The organism is Pedobacter duraquae (genome assembly GCF_004362245.1).
GTDB lineage: Bacteria > Bacteroidota > Bacteroidia > Sphingobacteriales > Sphingobacteriaceae > Pedobacter > Pedobacter duraquae.
Window position 1 is genome coordinate 1 of record NZ_SNWM01000004.1, and the last position, 14,789, is coordinate 14,789.

Annotated in this window: 16 protein-coding genes and 1 riboswitch; of the genes, 10 read left to right on the top strand and 6 right to left on the bottom strand. The window is 40.5% G+C overall.

Features of this window, described 5'->3' with window-relative positions:
• Positions 1-1,800 (top strand): heavy metal translocating P-type ATPase (locus tag CLV32_RS15530; RefSeq protein WP_133557202.1); only part of this gene is annotated, 1,800 nt, incomplete at its 5' end.
• 35 nt (positions 1,801-1,835) lie between these two features.
• On the opposite strand, the gene CLV32_RS15535 is transcribed toward CLV32_RS15530, so the two are convergent.
• Positions 1,836-2,201: a YnfA family protein gene (locus CLV32_RS15535; protein WP_243732332.1), complete on the bottom strand. Its 366-nt coding sequence runs from the start codon at positions 2,199-2,201 to the stop codon at positions 1,836-1,838.
• Between the two features lie 391 nt (positions 2,202-2,592).
• Positions 2,593-2,931 carry a four-helix bundle copper-binding protein gene (locus CLV32_RS23480; RefSeq protein WP_008245450.1) on the bottom strand — a complete coding sequence of 113 codons (339 nt, stop codon included), beginning with the start codon at positions 2,929-2,931 and terminating at the stop codon, positions 2,593-2,595.
• A 227-nt stretch (positions 2,932-3,158) separates the two neighbouring features.
• Positions 3,159-3,227: riboswitch (Fluoride riboswitch) on the top strand.
• Positions 3,228-3,269: 42 nt separating this feature from the next.
• Between CLV32_RS23480 and CLV32_RS15545 the strand changes: the two genes are divergently transcribed.
• Genes CLV32_RS15545 through CLV32_RS15560 form a run of 4 tightly spaced genes read left to right on the top strand, consistent with a single transcriptional unit; the run spans position 3,270 to position 6,892 of the window.
• Positions 3,270-3,824, top strand: coding sequence for a phosphatase PAP2 family protein (locus CLV32_RS15545; protein WP_133557204.1), 555 nt, complete (start codon positions 3,270-3,272; stop codon positions 3,822-3,824).
• Positions 3,825-3,828: 4 nt separating this feature from the next.
• The gene (locus CLV32_RS15550) at positions 3,829-4,242 is read left to right on the top strand and encodes an EamA family transporter (RefSeq protein ID WP_008245453.1); all 414 of its coding nucleotides are present in this window, start codon (positions 3,829-3,831) and stop codon (positions 4,240-4,242) included.
• A 58-nt stretch (positions 4,243-4,300) separates the two neighbouring features.
• Positions 4,301-5,581, top strand: coding sequence for a phosphopyruvate hydratase (gene eno, locus CLV32_RS15555; protein ID WP_133557206.1), 1,281 nt, complete (start codon positions 4,301-4,303; stop codon positions 5,579-5,581).
• 18 nt (positions 5,582-5,599) lie between these two features.
• Complete coding sequence (locus CLV32_RS15560; RefSeq protein ID WP_008245455.1) at positions 5,600-6,892, top strand: voltage-gated chloride channel family protein; 1,293 nt, start codon at positions 5,600-5,602, stop codon at positions 6,890-6,892.
• Positions 6,893-7,052: 160 nt separating this feature from the next.
• Here the strand turns inward: CLV32_RS15560 and CLV32_RS15565 are convergent, their stop codons facing one another.
• Genes CLV32_RS15565 through CLV32_RS15575 form a run of 3 tightly spaced genes read right to left on the bottom strand, consistent with a single transcriptional unit; the run spans position 7,053 to position 8,881 of the window.
• Positions 7,053-7,442 (bottom strand): YidH family protein, encoded by a 390-nt coding sequence (locus CLV32_RS15565; RefSeq protein WP_008245456.1) that lies wholly within the window; start codon positions 7,440-7,442, stop codon positions 7,053-7,055.
• A gap of 40 nt (positions 7,443-7,482) precedes the next feature.
• Positions 7,483-7,989: a hypothetical protein gene (locus CLV32_RS15570; protein ID WP_056095394.1), complete on the bottom strand. Its 507-nt coding sequence runs from the start codon at positions 7,987-7,989 to the stop codon at positions 7,483-7,485.
• Complete coding sequence (locus CLV32_RS15575) at positions 7,982-8,881, bottom strand: LysR family transcriptional regulator (protein ID WP_133557208.1); 900 nt, start codon at positions 8,879-8,881, stop codon at positions 7,982-7,984. The genes CLV32_RS15570 and CLV32_RS15575 overlap by 8 nt, the downstream gene beginning before the upstream one ends.
• A gap of 144 nt (positions 8,882-9,025) precedes the next feature.
• On the opposite strand from CLV32_RS15575, the gene CLV32_RS15580 reads away from it, so the two are divergent.
• The 5 genes from CLV32_RS15580 (at position 9,026) to CLV32_RS15600 (ending at position 13,391) form a co-directional block, all read left to right on the top strand.
• The gene (locus CLV32_RS15580) at positions 9,026-10,111 is read left to right on the top strand and encodes a c-type cytochrome (protein ID WP_082491480.1); all 1,086 of its coding nucleotides are present in this window, start codon (positions 9,026-9,028) and stop codon (positions 10,109-10,111) included.
• Positions 10,112-10,130: 19 nt separating this feature from the next.
• A complete protein-coding gene (locus tag CLV32_RS15585; RefSeq protein WP_008245470.1) occupies positions 10,131-10,586 on the top strand; it encodes a DsrE family protein in 456 nt (151 codons plus the stop codon).
• Positions 10,587-10,605: 19 nt separating this feature from the next.
• The gene (locus CLV32_RS15590) at positions 10,606-11,526 is read left to right on the top strand and encodes a molybdate ABC transporter substrate-binding protein (protein WP_056870676.1); all 921 of its coding nucleotides are present in this window, start codon (positions 10,606-10,608) and stop codon (positions 11,524-11,526) included.
• A gap of 11 nt (positions 11,527-11,537) precedes the next feature.
• On the top strand, positions 11,538-12,287 hold the full coding sequence (locus tag CLV32_RS15595; RefSeq protein WP_008245473.1) for a substrate-binding domain-containing protein: 750 nt from the start codon (positions 11,538-11,540) through the stop codon (positions 12,285-12,287).
• 117 nt (positions 12,288-12,404) lie between these two features.
• Positions 12,405-13,391 carry a YeiH family protein gene (locus tag CLV32_RS15600; protein ID WP_008245480.1) on the top strand — a complete coding sequence of 329 codons (987 nt, stop codon included), beginning with the start codon at positions 12,405-12,407 and terminating at the stop codon, positions 13,389-13,391.
• A gap of 6 nt (positions 13,392-13,397) precedes the next feature.
• Here CLV32_RS15600 and CLV32_RS15605 read toward each other — a convergent pair whose 3' ends face one another.
• Positions 13,398-14,789: a beta-propeller fold lactonase family protein gene (locus tag CLV32_RS15605; protein ID WP_056095402.1), complete on the bottom strand. Its 1,392-nt coding sequence runs from the start codon at positions 14,787-14,789 to the stop codon at positions 13,398-13,400.

The following is a 14,789-nucleotide window of genomic DNA, read 5'->3' on the forward strand; positions in this document are numbered from 1 at the left end:
ATGCTAACCCTGGAATACGGTTTCAAGTTCCAGCCGGCATTTCCTATTAACCTGATTATTTATACCATTGCTTTTTTATTGGCGGGTTATAATGTTCTGGGTATGGCTTTCAGGAAAGCTAAACACTTTGATTTCTTTAATGAATTTTTTTTAATGAGCGTGGCCACAATCGGAGCTTTTAGCATTGGCTCTTATAGTGAAGGGGTGGCCGTAATGGTTTTCTATTCCATTGGTGAATGGTTCCAAGATGCAGCTGTCAATAAAGCAAAAAAGAGCATTAAGGCCCTGCTTGACATTCGGCCTGATCAGGTTACCGTGCTTAGGAACGGCAATCCTGAAGTTATTGACCCGAAGCTCATCGTTTTGGATGAGCTGATCCAGGTGAAGTCCGGCGAAAAGGTAGCCCTGGATGGTATCCTTGATTCTGAGTCGGCAACCTTCAATACTGCGGCATTGACCGGGGAAAGTAAACCCGATACTAAGCGAAAAGGTGAACAGGTGCTTGCCGGAATGATTAACCTGGATAAGGTTTCCCAGATACAGGTCAAATCATTATTTAAGGACAGCAAGCTAAGTAAGATCCTTGAAATGGTACAGGATGCAACAGCGAGGAAATCGCAGACGCAGTTATTTATTAGCCGGTTTGCAAAGATCTATACGCCTATTGTTTTTGCGTTAGCACTACTGGTCTGCTTTGCCCCGTACTTTTTTGTAGATCCATATAACTTCCACCAGTGGTTTTACCGTGCGCTGGTCTTTCTGGTAATCAGTTGCCCTTGTGCGCTTGTCGTTTCTATACCGCTGGGATACTTTGGAGGTATTGGCCTTGCTTCCCGGAATGGAATACTATTTAAGGGTTCCAACTTTTTGGATGTGATGACCAAAATCAATACCGTGATTATGGACAAAACCGGCACCCTGACTAAAGGAGTATTTAAAGTTCAGGAAGTCATTACCCAGGACTTTGATCAAAATGAACTGATCAGGCTAGCCTCTGCGATTGAAGCCAATTCTACCCACCCTATTGCCAAGGCTATTTTAGAATATGCCGGAGATAAAGCTGCAGGGTTGAAAGCTGAAAATGTTGAGGAAATATCAGGACATGGTTTAAAAGGAACTATAGAAGGAAAAGTAATTCTTGCGGGGAATGCAAAGCTGCTTAAAAAATTCAACATCGCTTATCCTTCAGAAGTCGATGCACTTGTTGATACGATCGTAGTGATTGCTGTTAATGATAAGTATGCAGGCTACATAACTATTGCTGATGAGATAAAAGAAGACGCACAACAGGCCATCCAGCAGATGCACGATCTTAAGATCCAGACGGTCATGTTGTCCGGAGATAAACAGGCGGTTGTAGATAAAGTGGCTAAGGCACTTGGCATTGACCAAGCGTTCGGGGATTTGTTGCCCGAGGGAAAAGTTGAAAAAGTACAAGGTTTCAAAGATGCAGGTAACAGGATCGCTTTCGTAGGTGATGGTGTTAACGATGCCCCAGTAGTCGCCCTGGCTGATGCAGGAATTGCAATGGGTGGATTAGGAAGTGATGCCACGATTGAAACTGCTGACATAGTTATTCAAAATGATCAGCCTTCAAAAATTACAACAGCTATTAAAATTGGTAAGATCACGAGCCAGATCGTTTGGCAGAATATTACCATTGCAATGGTTGTCAAAGTTATTGTCCTTATCCTTGGAGCAGGTGGGATTGCAAACCTTTGGGAAGCAGTCATAGCAGACGTTGGTGTTGCGCTGCTAGCAATACTTAATGCGGTAAGGATACAGAAAATGAAATTATAATAGAAAGTAAAGCAGGGTTCATCCCTGCTTTACTTTTAAGTATTCCGAGGCATGTAAATAATGATACATGCACCAATTAGGGCAATCGATGCTCCTATTATATCATATTTATCCGGCTTAAATCCATCTACTTTCCATGCCCATATTAAGGCTAAAACAATAAAAATGCCTCCATAAGTGGCATATACTCGCCCAAAACTAGCCGTTTGCCAAGTAGCTACGATACCATAAAGTGCTAAAATTATTCCGCCTAATATTCCATACCAAAAAGGCTTATCTTCTTTTAGCCATAGCCAGATTAAATATCCTCCACCTATCTCAAAAATACCTGCAAGAATAAAAAAGAATAATGACCGTATAATTTCCATAAGTGCTAAGGTAGGAAAGCTAATTCCGTTCATAAAATATTGTCCTTTAATTTACGGACGTTACTCTTTCAATAAGAGTTAATATAATTATCATTATTCCCTCGTTTGATGATAATCAAATTGCCGAATTAAAAAGATAACCCACCCAAAATAAAATTCTAGATGAGGTTGTTACAATTATCATAAACCCATTCCATTAATCAAAATCTTTTTTGAGTTTTTGATGATGAGTTTTTGATAATAAAAATTGGCCATTATTGGACTAAAAGATAATGCGGAAATTATCATAGTCAATTAGAAAGCATTTCAAAAAACGAGGGAATAATGAAAATAAAATGAATGGAATAAATTTGCCTATTTATAAAAATGAAAGGGCAACTAGAATGCTGCCCTTAATCAATTAATGCTCACGGTGATTGGCATCTTAAGCAGCTACTCCTGTCATTCTTCTGCATTCTTCCGCACAAGCCTTACAAGCATCTGCACATTCCTGACAATGCTGGGTATGATGATTACTACACTCATCTCCGCATTGCTGGCAAATATCTGCGCAAATACGGCAAATGTCTTGAGCAAAAGAGCTACCCATACTCATCAATTGAGCGGCAGAGTAGCAGATGGCTGCACATTGCATATCAAGCTCAATACACCGCGCCATCATTTTCACGTCTTCTTCCTGAGTGCATGAACTTGCACAATGATTGCAAATTGAAGCACACTTTAAGCATGCATCAATACAGTTTTTCCATTCATGGTATCCCATAACTTTAATTTTTTAGGGTTATAAAAAAAATTCCTATATAGATAACATGTTTATTTCCAGGCGGTTTCATTTTGTTTAAGAAAAGCTTTAATCCCGTGATATGATGCTTGTTTAAACGGTAGAAGAATAAGAAACTGGTTCTCGTATTCAAATAAGGAGGAATAGTGATAAATTAAATTCTCAACACCTACTTTAAGATTTTGCACATCATTTTATTAGTATTATATTTGCAATACGGAAATGGTGTCCTTCCGATTCAACCGCTTTTTTCAAAAGCTGATGGCGCCTACAATAGAAATTCCAGCAGGTAATAAAATCTGCCGGTCAAAGTATTGTAGGTGAAAAAATTAAAAATAAATTCTCAACTCTTATTGCTGGCAGCTATCTTAATTGCGCTTGTCTTACTTTGTCTGTCTGCCAAAGTGAGATCAGTGTTAGCAATGGTCCTGCCGGTTGAAACTGAATGGTTCTTGTGGATAAATCAGCACCATAATGCATTCTGGGATACGATCATGTACTGGGCCAGTGATAAGCGTTTTTGGCTTTCTTTTTATGCCTTCATTATTTATTGCCTCTTCCAGAATTTCTGCAAAAAAATTTGGCAGGTTCTTATTACCATTGCGCTACTAGTTGCTAGTGCAGATCAGATTGCTTCAGGACTGATTAAAAACACCGTTAAGCGTCTACGCCCTTCCCATGAACCGAATCTAACTACGATCATTCATTTAAGTAAAGCAGGTGCGGGTGGGATGTATGGATGGCCATCCGCTCTTTCATCACCTATCTTCAAAAGCATTCTTTCCGCTGGTTCGGCATTTACCGGATCATTGCCGGAGCAACGGTTCTTGTACTCATTTACTTTGGAATTATTCAATAACGGAAAATTAACATAAAACTATGTGGTGGATCTACGCGCTATTATCAGCTTTCTTTGCTTCCCTTACGGCCATCTTTGCAAAAGTCGGCGTAACCAATGTCAATTCTGATTTGGCTACTGCCATACGAACGGTGGTAATACTGATTGTAGCCTGGGGGATCGTAATGGCCAGAGGCGAACTTAAAGGAATTACGGAACTGTCAAAGCATAACCTGCTATTTCTTTTTTTATCTGGCCTTGCCACCGGCTTGTCCTGGATATTCTACTACAAGGCTTTGCAGATCGGGAAAGTGTCCCAGGTCGCCCCTGTTGATAAGTTGAGTGTTGCCCTAACTATTATACTTGCAATGGTGTTCCTGAAAGAAGCTCTTACCCTGAAAGTATTCTTTGGTGCCCTACTGATCATTGGGGGAACACTGGTTTTGATCTTTTGAGAAACTCAATTATTTGTAAGCAACCGAAATACTAAAAATCAATATAAAACAAAAAACTATGAAATTAACTAAAATTCATGCCCGTGAAATTTTGGATTCCAGGGGCAATCCGACAGTAGAAGTAGAAGTCACTCTTAACGGAACAACAGCAAGGGGTATTTCTCCATCCAGGGCAAGTACGGGTGAAAAAGAAGCCGTAGAGCTTAGAGATGGTGATCCAGAGCGCTATAATGGTAAAGGCGTGGAAAAAGCAGTAAAAGGGATTAACGTCGAAGTCGGCAAATCAGTCACCGGCTTATCCTTTGAGGGTCAGCAGGCCTTCGATGATCATATAATTGGTCTGGATGGAACCGAGAATAAATCAAGGCTCGGCGCAAATGCGATGCTTGCGGCCTCAATCGCCTTCGCCCGGGCTTCGGCCGTTGCAAAAGGGATTCCCTTGTATAGGCAGCTAGTGGAAAGGGAAGGTTACGTAATGCCCGTACCGTGCATGAATGTCATTAATGGGGGAAGGCATTCTGATAACAACATCGATTTTCAGGAATTTATGATTGCCCCTCATAACGCCCCCTCGTTTAAGGAAAGTATCCGTATGGGCGAAGCTGTTTTTCATTCCTTGAGAAGTCTGCTAAAAGCGAAAGGCTATTATACCGGAGTTGGTGACGAAGGTGGGTTTGCGCCAAATCTGAGTTCTAATGAGGAAGCCGTCCAAATCATCATGGAAGCGATACATATTGCCGGTTTTGCTCCAGGCAAGGATATTTCCCTTTGTCTTGACCCAGCGACCAGCGAAATGTGGAATAATGGAAAATATGAATTTTATAAAAGTTCTAAAGAACGGATCACAACAGATGAAATGATTGGCTTTTGGGAAGGATGGTTAAAAGAGTACCCAATTATCCTGTTGGAAGACGGGTTGGGCGAAAACGATTGGGAGGGATGGAAAAAGCTGACCAGCCTTTTGGGAGACAAAGTGGAATTGGTTGGAGATGATATATTCTGCACCAACCCGAGTATTATCCAGCAGGGAATCGACCAGGGCATTGCAAACAGCGTACTGATTAAATTGAACCAGATCGGTACAGTTTCCGAAACGCTAAAGGCCGTAGAACTAGCCCAAAAAAACGGTTACAATTGCTTTATTTCTCACCGCAGTGGTGAAACTGAAGACACGACAATTGCGGATCTGGTTGTCGCTACCGGTGCGGGGCACATCAAAACAGGAAGTGGCTGCCGCTCTGAAAGGGTATCTAAATTTAACCAGTTGCTTCGGATAGAAGAAGAACTTGGTGATAGGGCATCATTTGCAGGAATCAATACTTTTTATAAAAAATTATAAATCAGCCGCTAACCTACAATGAAACATAATAAATTTTTATTTGAACACCTTTCGGTTTTTAAATATGCGGTTCGATGGACGCTGCTTATACTTCCTGTTGCCATTGCAATAGGAAGTATGGTTGCCTTGTTCCTTTGGCTGCTAGGCTGGGCCATTCACTTTCGCTTTCAGCATACCTGTCTCATTTTTCTGCTACCTTTAGCAGGTATTGTGATCCACCTGATTTATCAGTCAGTTGGTAGGTCCTCAGAAAAAGGAAATAACCTGATCATGGATGAAATCCATAGGCCGGGTGGTGGAGTGCCCAGGCAGATGGCGCCAGTAATCTTAATAACTACAGTGATTACCCATTTGTTTGGCGGATCGGCTGGAAGAGAGGGAACCGCGGTACAAATCGGAGGAAGCATCGCAGGAATGTTTAGCCGCTGGTTTAAGCTAAATGAGGTAGACACCAAGATGCTCCTTACCGCGGGAATTGCAGCCGGGTTTGGGGCGGTGTTCGGAACACCGCTCACCGGTGCCATATTTGCAATGGAAGTTCTGGCCATTGGAAGAATAGAGTACAAGGCTTTACTTCCCGCATTAATTGCCAGCGTGCTTGGTGATCTTACTGTCTCTGCCTGGGGCATCCATCATACCGCTTATCACATCGATCTCATAGAGAAAAGTGCCTACTTTCTATCTGAATACCTGCCGGTAAACCTACTCCTGCTTAGTAAGGTTATTCTAGCATCCACATTGTTTGGTCTGGCCAGCTACCTGTTTGCTGTAATGGTGCATGAGATCAAGGCCTTTTTTTCTAAAGTATGTAAGATCCAGTGGCTTATTCCTGTTATCGGTGGTCTGATTATTATAGGCTTGACTTACGCCATCGGGAAACCGGATTACTTAAGTTTGGGCGTGGATAGCGAATACCAAGGAGCCGTTACAATTCCCTCTGCTTTTCAGCCTGGTGGAGCAGATACTTGGAGCTGGTTATGGAAGACCATTTACACAACTTTAACATTAGGAACTGGATTTAAAGGTGGTGAGGTAACGCCTTTGTTTTATATTGGCGCAACATTAGGCAATGCACTTTCGACCTTATTAAATGCTCCAGTTAGTTTGTTTGCTGCCCTTGGATTTATTGCTGTTTTTGCTGGTGCAACGAATACACCCCTTGCCTGTACGATTATGGGTATAGAACTTTTTGGTAGTGAATACACCATGTTTTTTGCGGTAGCCTGTTTTACAGCCTATTTTTTCAGTGGCCATTCAGGTATATATTCTTCACAGCGTATTGCGGTACCCAAAATATTTACGGGAACATAAAATATTGACTTATCCTGTTCCTGTGGATTATCATAAAGAGGTGAAATTTTTATAAGATCCTTGACCAATGCAATCAGCAATTTATATCAAAAAACAACGCTATATCGACCGCTTTCCTTCCTCTCTTTTCTAAAGCATCAAGTACAGATGATTTAACTGCCTATGTTGTTTTAATAAGGTAGAGCAGTAAAAGTATACTAGCTATGAAAACTAAAGCGGTTAAAACTTTAACAAAAAGTGTTGAATGGTAATACACCCCCTGATTCAATTGTTCTTTCGTTGAATTATATCTTAAGTAAGAACAAATGATAGTAATTGCTCCCAGGGCAACTAGAAAAATCCCGATAATGCGGGAATCTCCGGTTTGGTGCAGGGGCACTTTACTCCCCAGTGCGGCACTGATCTGCTTGATAAATAGCGAGAATTTCATCACCACGAAGCCAAATCCCATGATACCAATACTGGTTCTGATCCAGGCCAAAAATGTTCTTTCATTAGCCAAATGGTCTCCTGCATGCTGTTTGGTGTTTTCCTGATCTTGAATTTTCATCTTGTTCTGTATCGGTATATTACAGCAATATATTTGCATGTTATGTCAATATCGATGCCAGTTTGGAGATGATAACCCTGGTATCCCGGATGCAAGTAAGCCTGTTTGATTCAGTGCCGGCAGGATAGCAGGTAACTGCAATTTCTTCGATAAACGATAAGCCTGATAGGTCAATAGATTCTTTAACCTCTTGTTCAATGCTTTTCATTAGGATCATGATTAATCGGGGTTGATATGTTCTGATTTTATGAGCTAATTGCTCTATTCCCCCCTGCCTCTGGTTTTTTCTGATTTTAACTGACGATTTATCAATAGGTGTACAAGTTAGATGTTCCAAAAAGCATCCCGTGCCTTTAAAGAACTGCAAAAAATCTTCTACAGATTTAAAATCGCCAAATACCTCACTAAATGCAAGATAAATTGTTCGAAACAGATTAGTATTTCCCAGGTAAAAATGTTTATCGTCACCTCCAGGAGCTTCAGAAACAAAGAGCAGCAGCACTTTAGCTGGCTGATATTGCCTCGAAATTTCGGTAACACTATACATTATAGTTGTAGCTTTTAGCGAAGCGCATAAATAGTTCCGCCAGAGCGTCCTGCTGACCATGAAGCTGAATGAAATGAAACGGCCTTTCGATAACCATATCCTTGATATCTATGATGCGGCATTCATTATTCTTGAGCTCTTTCAATATGGAGTGGATAGATAAAAAAGCCAGGCATTTGCTGTGAATCAAATAGGATTTAATGCTTTCGGTACTACCTAACTGCATTTCTATATTTAAGTCCCCCACCTTTATCTGGTGTGCTTTTAAAGCATATGCAATAACATCTAGTGTACCAGAACCAGGTTCACGAAGTAATAAATCATAATCCTTCAACTCATTCGGTTTGATCATTTCCTTTTTCATGGCATAATTGTGACCAGAACACACCAGCACCAGCTCGTCTTTTAGATATTGTTCGTATTTAATCTGTGGGTTCCGGGAGATGCCTTCAATGATTCCAAAATCTATTTCCTTAGCAATCAAACGCTGCTCTACATCTTCTGTGTTTCCGGTAACCAGTTGAATTTGTATATCCTTAAACTTATTGTGAAACTGTGCCAATACAGGTGGAATGATATATTGTGCCACAGTACTGCTGGCACCAATCCTCAATATTCCTTTATGCTGTTTAATAAGTAGATTCATATCATATTCCAGTTCCCGGTAAGTTCCAAAAATCTGTTCTGCGTAATGCAACAATAATTCGCCGGCTGGGGTGAGGCTGATTTTTTTGTTTCCACTGCGTTCAAATAATGACATTTTGAACTCCTGCTCTAATTCTTTAATGTGTTTGGTTACAGCAGGCTGACTGATAAATAACTCTGCCGAGGCCTTTGTAAAATTCAGCCTTTTAGCGACAGCATAAAATACTTGCAAACGGAAATCTATCATACACGGTTTTAGTAGATAACCTAAGATACAAACAATTTGTTTCAACGGGTACTGACATCATAACCTTACGTTATCATCAATAACTTTTTATGCTTTTTCTGATGAGTAGAATAAATGCACATTTGTAACAGAAAAATATTGGTTATGAATAAGGAATCAACAGAAAAAGAAATCAGACAAGCACTTATATATACAGCCAGGACAACGGCTATCATTGCGTTTCTATTTGTTGCTTGTGGAACCATTTTCATCTGCACTTTATTTTTTAATGGGCAGCCAGATGTAGTGACAGCAAAAACCAAACAGGATGTGGAAACCGGTATAGCTGCTGTTAACGTCAAAAGCCAGGTTGTACCTGCTGATGCCTGGAAAGCGCCTGATGAAAATACGATTCCGGCGGACACCAAGTACGGCCAGATGATCAGGTATGGCAAAGAATTAATAGCACATACGAGCAAATATTTTGGGCCAAATGGATCCATAGCCCGTATTACAAATGGTATGAATTGTCAGAATTGTCACCTCGAGGGTGGAACCAAACTGTTCGGAAATAATTATGCTGGTTTTATTTCCAGTTTTCCTAAAATGAGTGGCAGATCAGGAAAGGTTGAACCTGCATCGGCACGTATTGCAGAGTGCTTCAATCGAAGTCTTGCAGGCAAAGTACCAGACGAATCTAGTAAAGAGATACAGGCAATGCTGGCTTATATGAAATGGCTTGGAACAGGTGTAAAAAAAGGGGAGAAAGTGTTTGGAACGGGAACCGAAAAATTAAAATTCCTGGATAGGGCAGCGAATGTCAAACATGGAGCGATTTTATATACCAGTAAATGTCAAAGTTGTCATGGTGCAAATGGTGAGGGAATACTCGATGAAGACAAACTAACTTATGTTTATCCGCCATTATGGGGCAAACACAGCTACAATGATGGCGCAGGGATGTATAGACTCAGTAACTTTGCGGGGTTCGTAAAGAACAATATGCCATATGGTGCCAGATATGGAGATGCGCAGTTAAGTGATGAGGAGGCCTGGGATCTCGCTGCTTTTGTGAACTCACAGCCAAGACCACATAAAGATCAGGGAAAAGATTACCCTGATTTGTTAAAAAAACCTTTTGATGCGCCATACGGACCATATGCCGACAAATTTTCTGAAAATCAACATAAGTATGGTCCATTTGCACCAATTGTAACCTCCGAAAAACAAGTAAAACTAACAACTAAATAAATCATCAAAATCTAAAATCATGAAAAAAATAACCTTAATCTGTACATTATTTTTGCTGATCGCAGCAACCTCGGCCACTTTTGCCCAAGCTACACCTGCTAATTTTACAGGGGCAAAAGCCACCCTGAAAAATTATAAGGCACTGTATGTAATCAATAACGGTGATGAGAAAAAGATTGCAGGAACACTTCGAAACCTAAAAAATGCACTCGACGATCCCAGGTTAAAAGGGAAAATCAATGCAGAACTTATTGCCTTTGGAGATGGCGTAGCTGTTTACCAGAAGAACGGATCTTTTGAAAAAACATTGTTAGAACTGCAATCCAGAGGAGTAATTCTTGCACAATGTGAAAATACCGTCAGAGAAAGGAAAATCGAAAAAAATACCTTATTTGATTTTATCAGTTATGTACCCAGCGGCAATGGTGAAATCATCATCCGTCAATATCAGGGATGGGCAGTTGTACATCCTTAAACCAAATAATTAGAAAATCATGAAATATATAAATCACACCTTTTTAGCCACAGTTGCATTTTTATTGCTTTGTGGAAATGTTAAGGCCCAGGATCATCGCTTTGATCCGCCCTGGAATACTCCACCTGAAAGTAAAGTTCAGTTCACAGTACCTGGAGTAGACAATGTGCCTGATCTTTTTGGAGACATTAATGATCCCCAACTGGTGGTTTTCTTTGCCGGTAACCAGTTTATGTGCATTGACGAATTAATTGCAGCCTTTAAAAAGTCATATCCACATTATCAGCGGGTATTTGCCGAAACGCTTCCCCCAGGCATTTTAGCCCAACAAATAAAAACCGGTAGCATTGTGGTGGGCAACATGAGAATTACCTTAAAGCCGGATGTTTATACAGCTGGTAAGAACCGGATAGACATGACCCCTGAATGGTTTAGCAAAACGACTTTATATGCTAGAAACAGGTTGGCAATCATGGTCCAAAAGGGAAATCCGAAGGCATTGAAGTCACTCAAAGATTTAGCAAATAAAGAGCTGAGGATCAGTATGCCCAATCCAGAGAATGAAGGGATCGGTAAACGTATTGAAGAAGCCTATGTGAAAGCTGGAGGGGAAACATTAAAATCTACCATCATGGAAGATAAAGTTAAAGATAAGACTACTTATCTTACCATGATCCATCATCGCCAATCACCAATGAGGATCCTATACAACGAAAGTGACGCCGCTCCAGTATGGTATACTGAGGCCTACTATCAGAAAATGATTGGCCATCCTGTTGAGCTCATTGAAATTCCTGAAAAAGAGAATATCCATGCGCAATATATAGCGGGACAGTTAAAAGATGCGCCACATCCGGCCGCTGCAAAAGATTTTATGGATTTTTTGATCAGTCCGCAGGCTGCTGCCATCTACAAAAAGTTTGGTTTTGATTTACCTTAAACATAAACACAATGAAAAATATATTTTTAACCATATTGTCAGTCGTTGCTGTAGTGACCATTGGGAATGCACAAATCCCAAACGATACTTTATATGTCTATGGTCCCGGTGGGCCGCTCGGACCGATCAATGAATGTGCGAAGGTTTTTGGAAAGCAGCATGATATCGTAATTAAAGTCACTGCCGGGCCAGATAATGAATGGATGCCGGATGCAATGAAACATGCAGATCTGTTCTTTGGAGGAGCAGAATACATGCTTTCAAAATTCATGTCTGACCACCCAAACATGATAGTGGCGAACTCTCGGACAGAGTTATATAAACGTGCGGCAGCGATCCTGGTACGGCCCGGCAATCCTAAAAACATCAAAAATCTGGGCGATCTCTGTAAACCAGGTGTGAAAATTCTTGATGTGAATGGGGCTGGGCAAATGGGGCTTTGGGAAGATTTGGCAGGTCGACAAGATCTGATTGCAAACATACAGCAGCGTATAGCAGGTACATTTGCAAATTCGGCATTGGGTATTGCTGCATGGAAAAATGATCCTCAATATGATGCCTGGATAACATTTGGCTCCTGGCATAACCGTTTACCAGACCTCACCTCAATGGTTAGGATTCCTGTTACACAAACAGTCTATAGAGGTACACCTGTAGTGAGGGGTAGCACTGGTACGCATAAGTCGGAAACTGAGGATTTTATCAAGTTTATGCAATCCGATAAAGGACATCTCATTTTCAAAAAATGGGGTTGGGAATAAATAATGTCTAAAAACTTATCTTCTATAACATGAAGTTATGGAAGATAAGTTTTAATGATTTGATCGGGGTTTATTAGTTATGGATCTTTGAATTAGAAAATAAAGACAATCAAAATTATGACACAAATCAAAGACAATTCAAATTCTTCTAAAATAAAGGCGGGTAACCTGCTAAACTTAAATTTAAACACCCGTAAAATTATCTTCATCCTGGCAGTTTTGCTGTGCCTCTTTCCATTTATGTCGCCTCCTTTAGCCTTATTGCTAGGATTAGTATTGGCGCAACTAATGGAACATCCCTATCTGCATTTAAATCACAAGGCCACAAACCTGCTGCTAAAAATTTCTGTTGTCGGGCTAGGATTTGGAATGAATGTATTCAGTGCAATGAAAGCAGGAAAAGAAGGCGTACTGTTTACCGTAGTTTCTATTTTCGGAGTGCTTATCATTGGTTTTATCCTGGGAAAAGTATTTAAAATAGAACGTAAAACATCTTTTTTGATATCAGCTGGAACGGCGATCTGTGGTGGAAGTGCTATTGCTGCATTGTCGCCTGTAATGAACGCAGAAGAAAAACAGATCTCCGTTGCAATGGGTACTGTTTTTATACTCAACTCGGTGGCCTTATTTCTTTTCCCCGCTATCGGACATGCGCTTAACTTGTCACAGTCACAATTTGGTATGTGGTGTGCCATTGCTATTCACGATACCAGTTCTGTTGTTGGGGCAGCCAGTAAATATGGTGAACAAGCACTACAGATAGCCACAACTGTTAAGTTAGCCAGAGCACTATGGATTGTTCCCGTAGCGTTTGGTACATCTTTCCTGTTCAAAAGCAACAATAGCAAAGTTAGTATACCCTATTTTATAGGGCTATTTATCCTGGCAATGATCGCCAACACCTACTTACCTTTTATTAAGCCTTTTGCGCCCTACTTTGTAGCATTAGCAAAAGCAGGCTTAACTTTAACCTTGTTCCTGATAGGAAGCGGACTCTCATTTACTATCTTGAAAGCAGTGGGGATAATGCCACTGTTACAAGGCGTAATTTTATGGATAGTAATTTCAAGTGCTGCATTATGGGCAGTTATATCTTTGGTTTAAAATACATTAGTTACTGATCATCACCAGCTTTTTTGAAAGATCATCAATAAGAACCACATGTTTATAATCGGCGCCACCTGTTCCTACACTCTTAATTATCCCCGAGGATTGACCGCTAAAAGCTCCTTTTTCATCGGTCTTAAAAGAATTGATGACATAATCTGCGTTAAACGTATCATTTGAGGAGTTGGTTAACGCTAAAGTATACGAAGTATTTGGCTCGAGTTTTTTAAAGTCCTGTTGGACAAGATCAGTCAAGCCTACGCTTCTTACGTTTAGCATGCCTGATGACATTGAATTATCCTTATTCATCAATTTAATCACCTGACTTTTGTCTGCAAGATTAAGCGGGGTTAAATTTTCTTTTGAGGCATTTGCAGGGCTGGCATTAGCGGCGTACAACAATGCTTGCGGACATTGTCCAATAGCAATGGTTTTTACAACGGCCATTTTTACCAGATCAACCACTTGTACCTGGTCATCATTTTCTAATCCGACATATGCAAATTTACCATCTGCCGAAGTCCAGACGCCATGTGGCAATGATCCTGTCGCAACGCTATCAGTAAGCTTGAAATCTTGTGAAACACTAAATACTTTTAAGCTGTTTTCTCCGCCAATGGTTGCCAGCATCACAGGTGAATCATTAACTAAAGTAAAAGTGACATGGTTGGTAATTGGACCTGTATTTAGTACTGTATGTATCGTATTTGTCTCCGTGCTGATGACAGTGATCTTCCCTACATCCTTATGTGTCAATGCAATCCATTTCCCATCAGGACTACAGAATATATTTGGAGAAAATGGACTAACTACTGGAATACGCTTTACAATAGCATAAGAAGTTGCATTCACTACATCCACTTCTGCAGTAAAGCTGGAACAAATATAAGCCCATTTTCCATCTGGAGTAAAAGCAACCATTCCCGGGCCGTCGGCTACTGGAATTTGCTTGATTTCAATCAGTTTATTTGCATCAATTACGCTGATATACGATTCTCCTCTTACCGATATCCATGCCTGTGATCCTGAAGGGTTAAAGGTTGCCTCATGCGGTGAACGTCCGATATAAACAGTTTTTAAAACTTTATTTTTTGCTGTTGAAATAAAGGTTACTGAATTTGATCCAATGGAAACCGCTGCTAGTAATTGCCTTTTAGGGGAATAACCCAGGCCATGAACCAGGGCCTGTCCCTTATATAGAGGACTTAAGATATCAGGTTGGGGTTTACCAAGAACAATATTTCCTAATAGCGTTTGTGTTGAGGGATCTAAGACAGAAACCGTATTAGATATCTGATTGCCTGTATAAACCCTGTCTTGGGCATAGATTGATTGTGCTTTTGATTGTAGGGCAAAACTGAATATTAATAGCGTAAACAAGGATATCTTTTTCAT

Excerpts from the sequence above, each read along its gene's own strand:
- CLV32_RS23480 (WP_008245450.1), bottom strand. The coding sequence starts at position 2,931 with ATGGGATACCATGAATGGAAAAACTGTATTGATGCATGCTTAAAGTGT.
- CLV32_RS15570 (WP_056095394.1), bottom strand. The coding sequence starts at position 7,989 with ATGTATAGTGTTACCGAAATTTCGAGGCAATATCAGCCAGCTAAAGTG.
- CLV32_RS15550 (WP_008245453.1), top strand. The coding sequence starts at position 3,829 with ATGTGGTGGATCTACGCGCTATTATCAGCTTTCTTTGCTTCCCTTACG.
- CLV32_RS15600 (WP_008245480.1), top strand. The coding sequence starts at position 12,405 with ATGACACAAATCAAAGACAATTCAAATTCTTCTAAAATAAAGGCGGGT.
- CLV32_RS15565 (WP_008245456.1), bottom strand. The coding sequence starts at position 7,442 with ATGAAAATTCAAGATCAGGAAAACACCAAACAGCATGCAGGAGACCAT.
- CLV32_RS15585 (WP_008245470.1), top strand. The coding sequence starts at position 10,131 with ATGAAAAAAATAACCTTAATCTGTACATTATTTTTGCTGATCGCAGCA.
- CLV32_RS15560 (WP_008245455.1), top strand. The coding sequence starts at position 5,600 with ATGAAACATAATAAATTTTTATTTGAACACCTTTCGGTTTTTAAATAT.
- CLV32_RS15575 (WP_133557208.1), bottom strand. The coding sequence starts at position 8,881 with ATGATAGATTTCCGTTTGCAAGTATTTTATGCTGTCGCTAAAAGGCTG.
- CLV32_RS15535 (WP_243732332.1), bottom strand. The coding sequence starts at position 2,201 with ATGAACGGAATTAGCTTTCCTACCTTAGCACTTATGGAAATTATACGG.
- CLV32_RS15595 (WP_008245473.1), top strand. The coding sequence starts at position 11,538 with ATGAAAAATATATTTTTAACCATATTGTCAGTCGTTGCTGTAGTGACC.
- CLV32_RS15580 (WP_082491480.1), top strand. The coding sequence starts at position 9,026 with ATGAATAAGGAATCAACAGAAAAAGAAATCAGACAAGCACTTATATAT.
- eno (WP_133557206.1), top strand. The coding sequence starts at position 4,301 with ATGAAATTAACTAAAATTCATGCCCGTGAAATTTTGGATTCCAGGGGC.
- CLV32_RS15590 (WP_056870676.1), top strand. The coding sequence starts at position 10,606 with ATGAAATATATAAATCACACCTTTTTAGCCACAGTTGCATTTTTATTG.
- CLV32_RS15605 (WP_056095402.1), bottom strand. The coding sequence starts at position 14,789 with ATGAAAAAGATATCCTTGTTTACGCTATTAATATTCAGTTTTGCCCTA.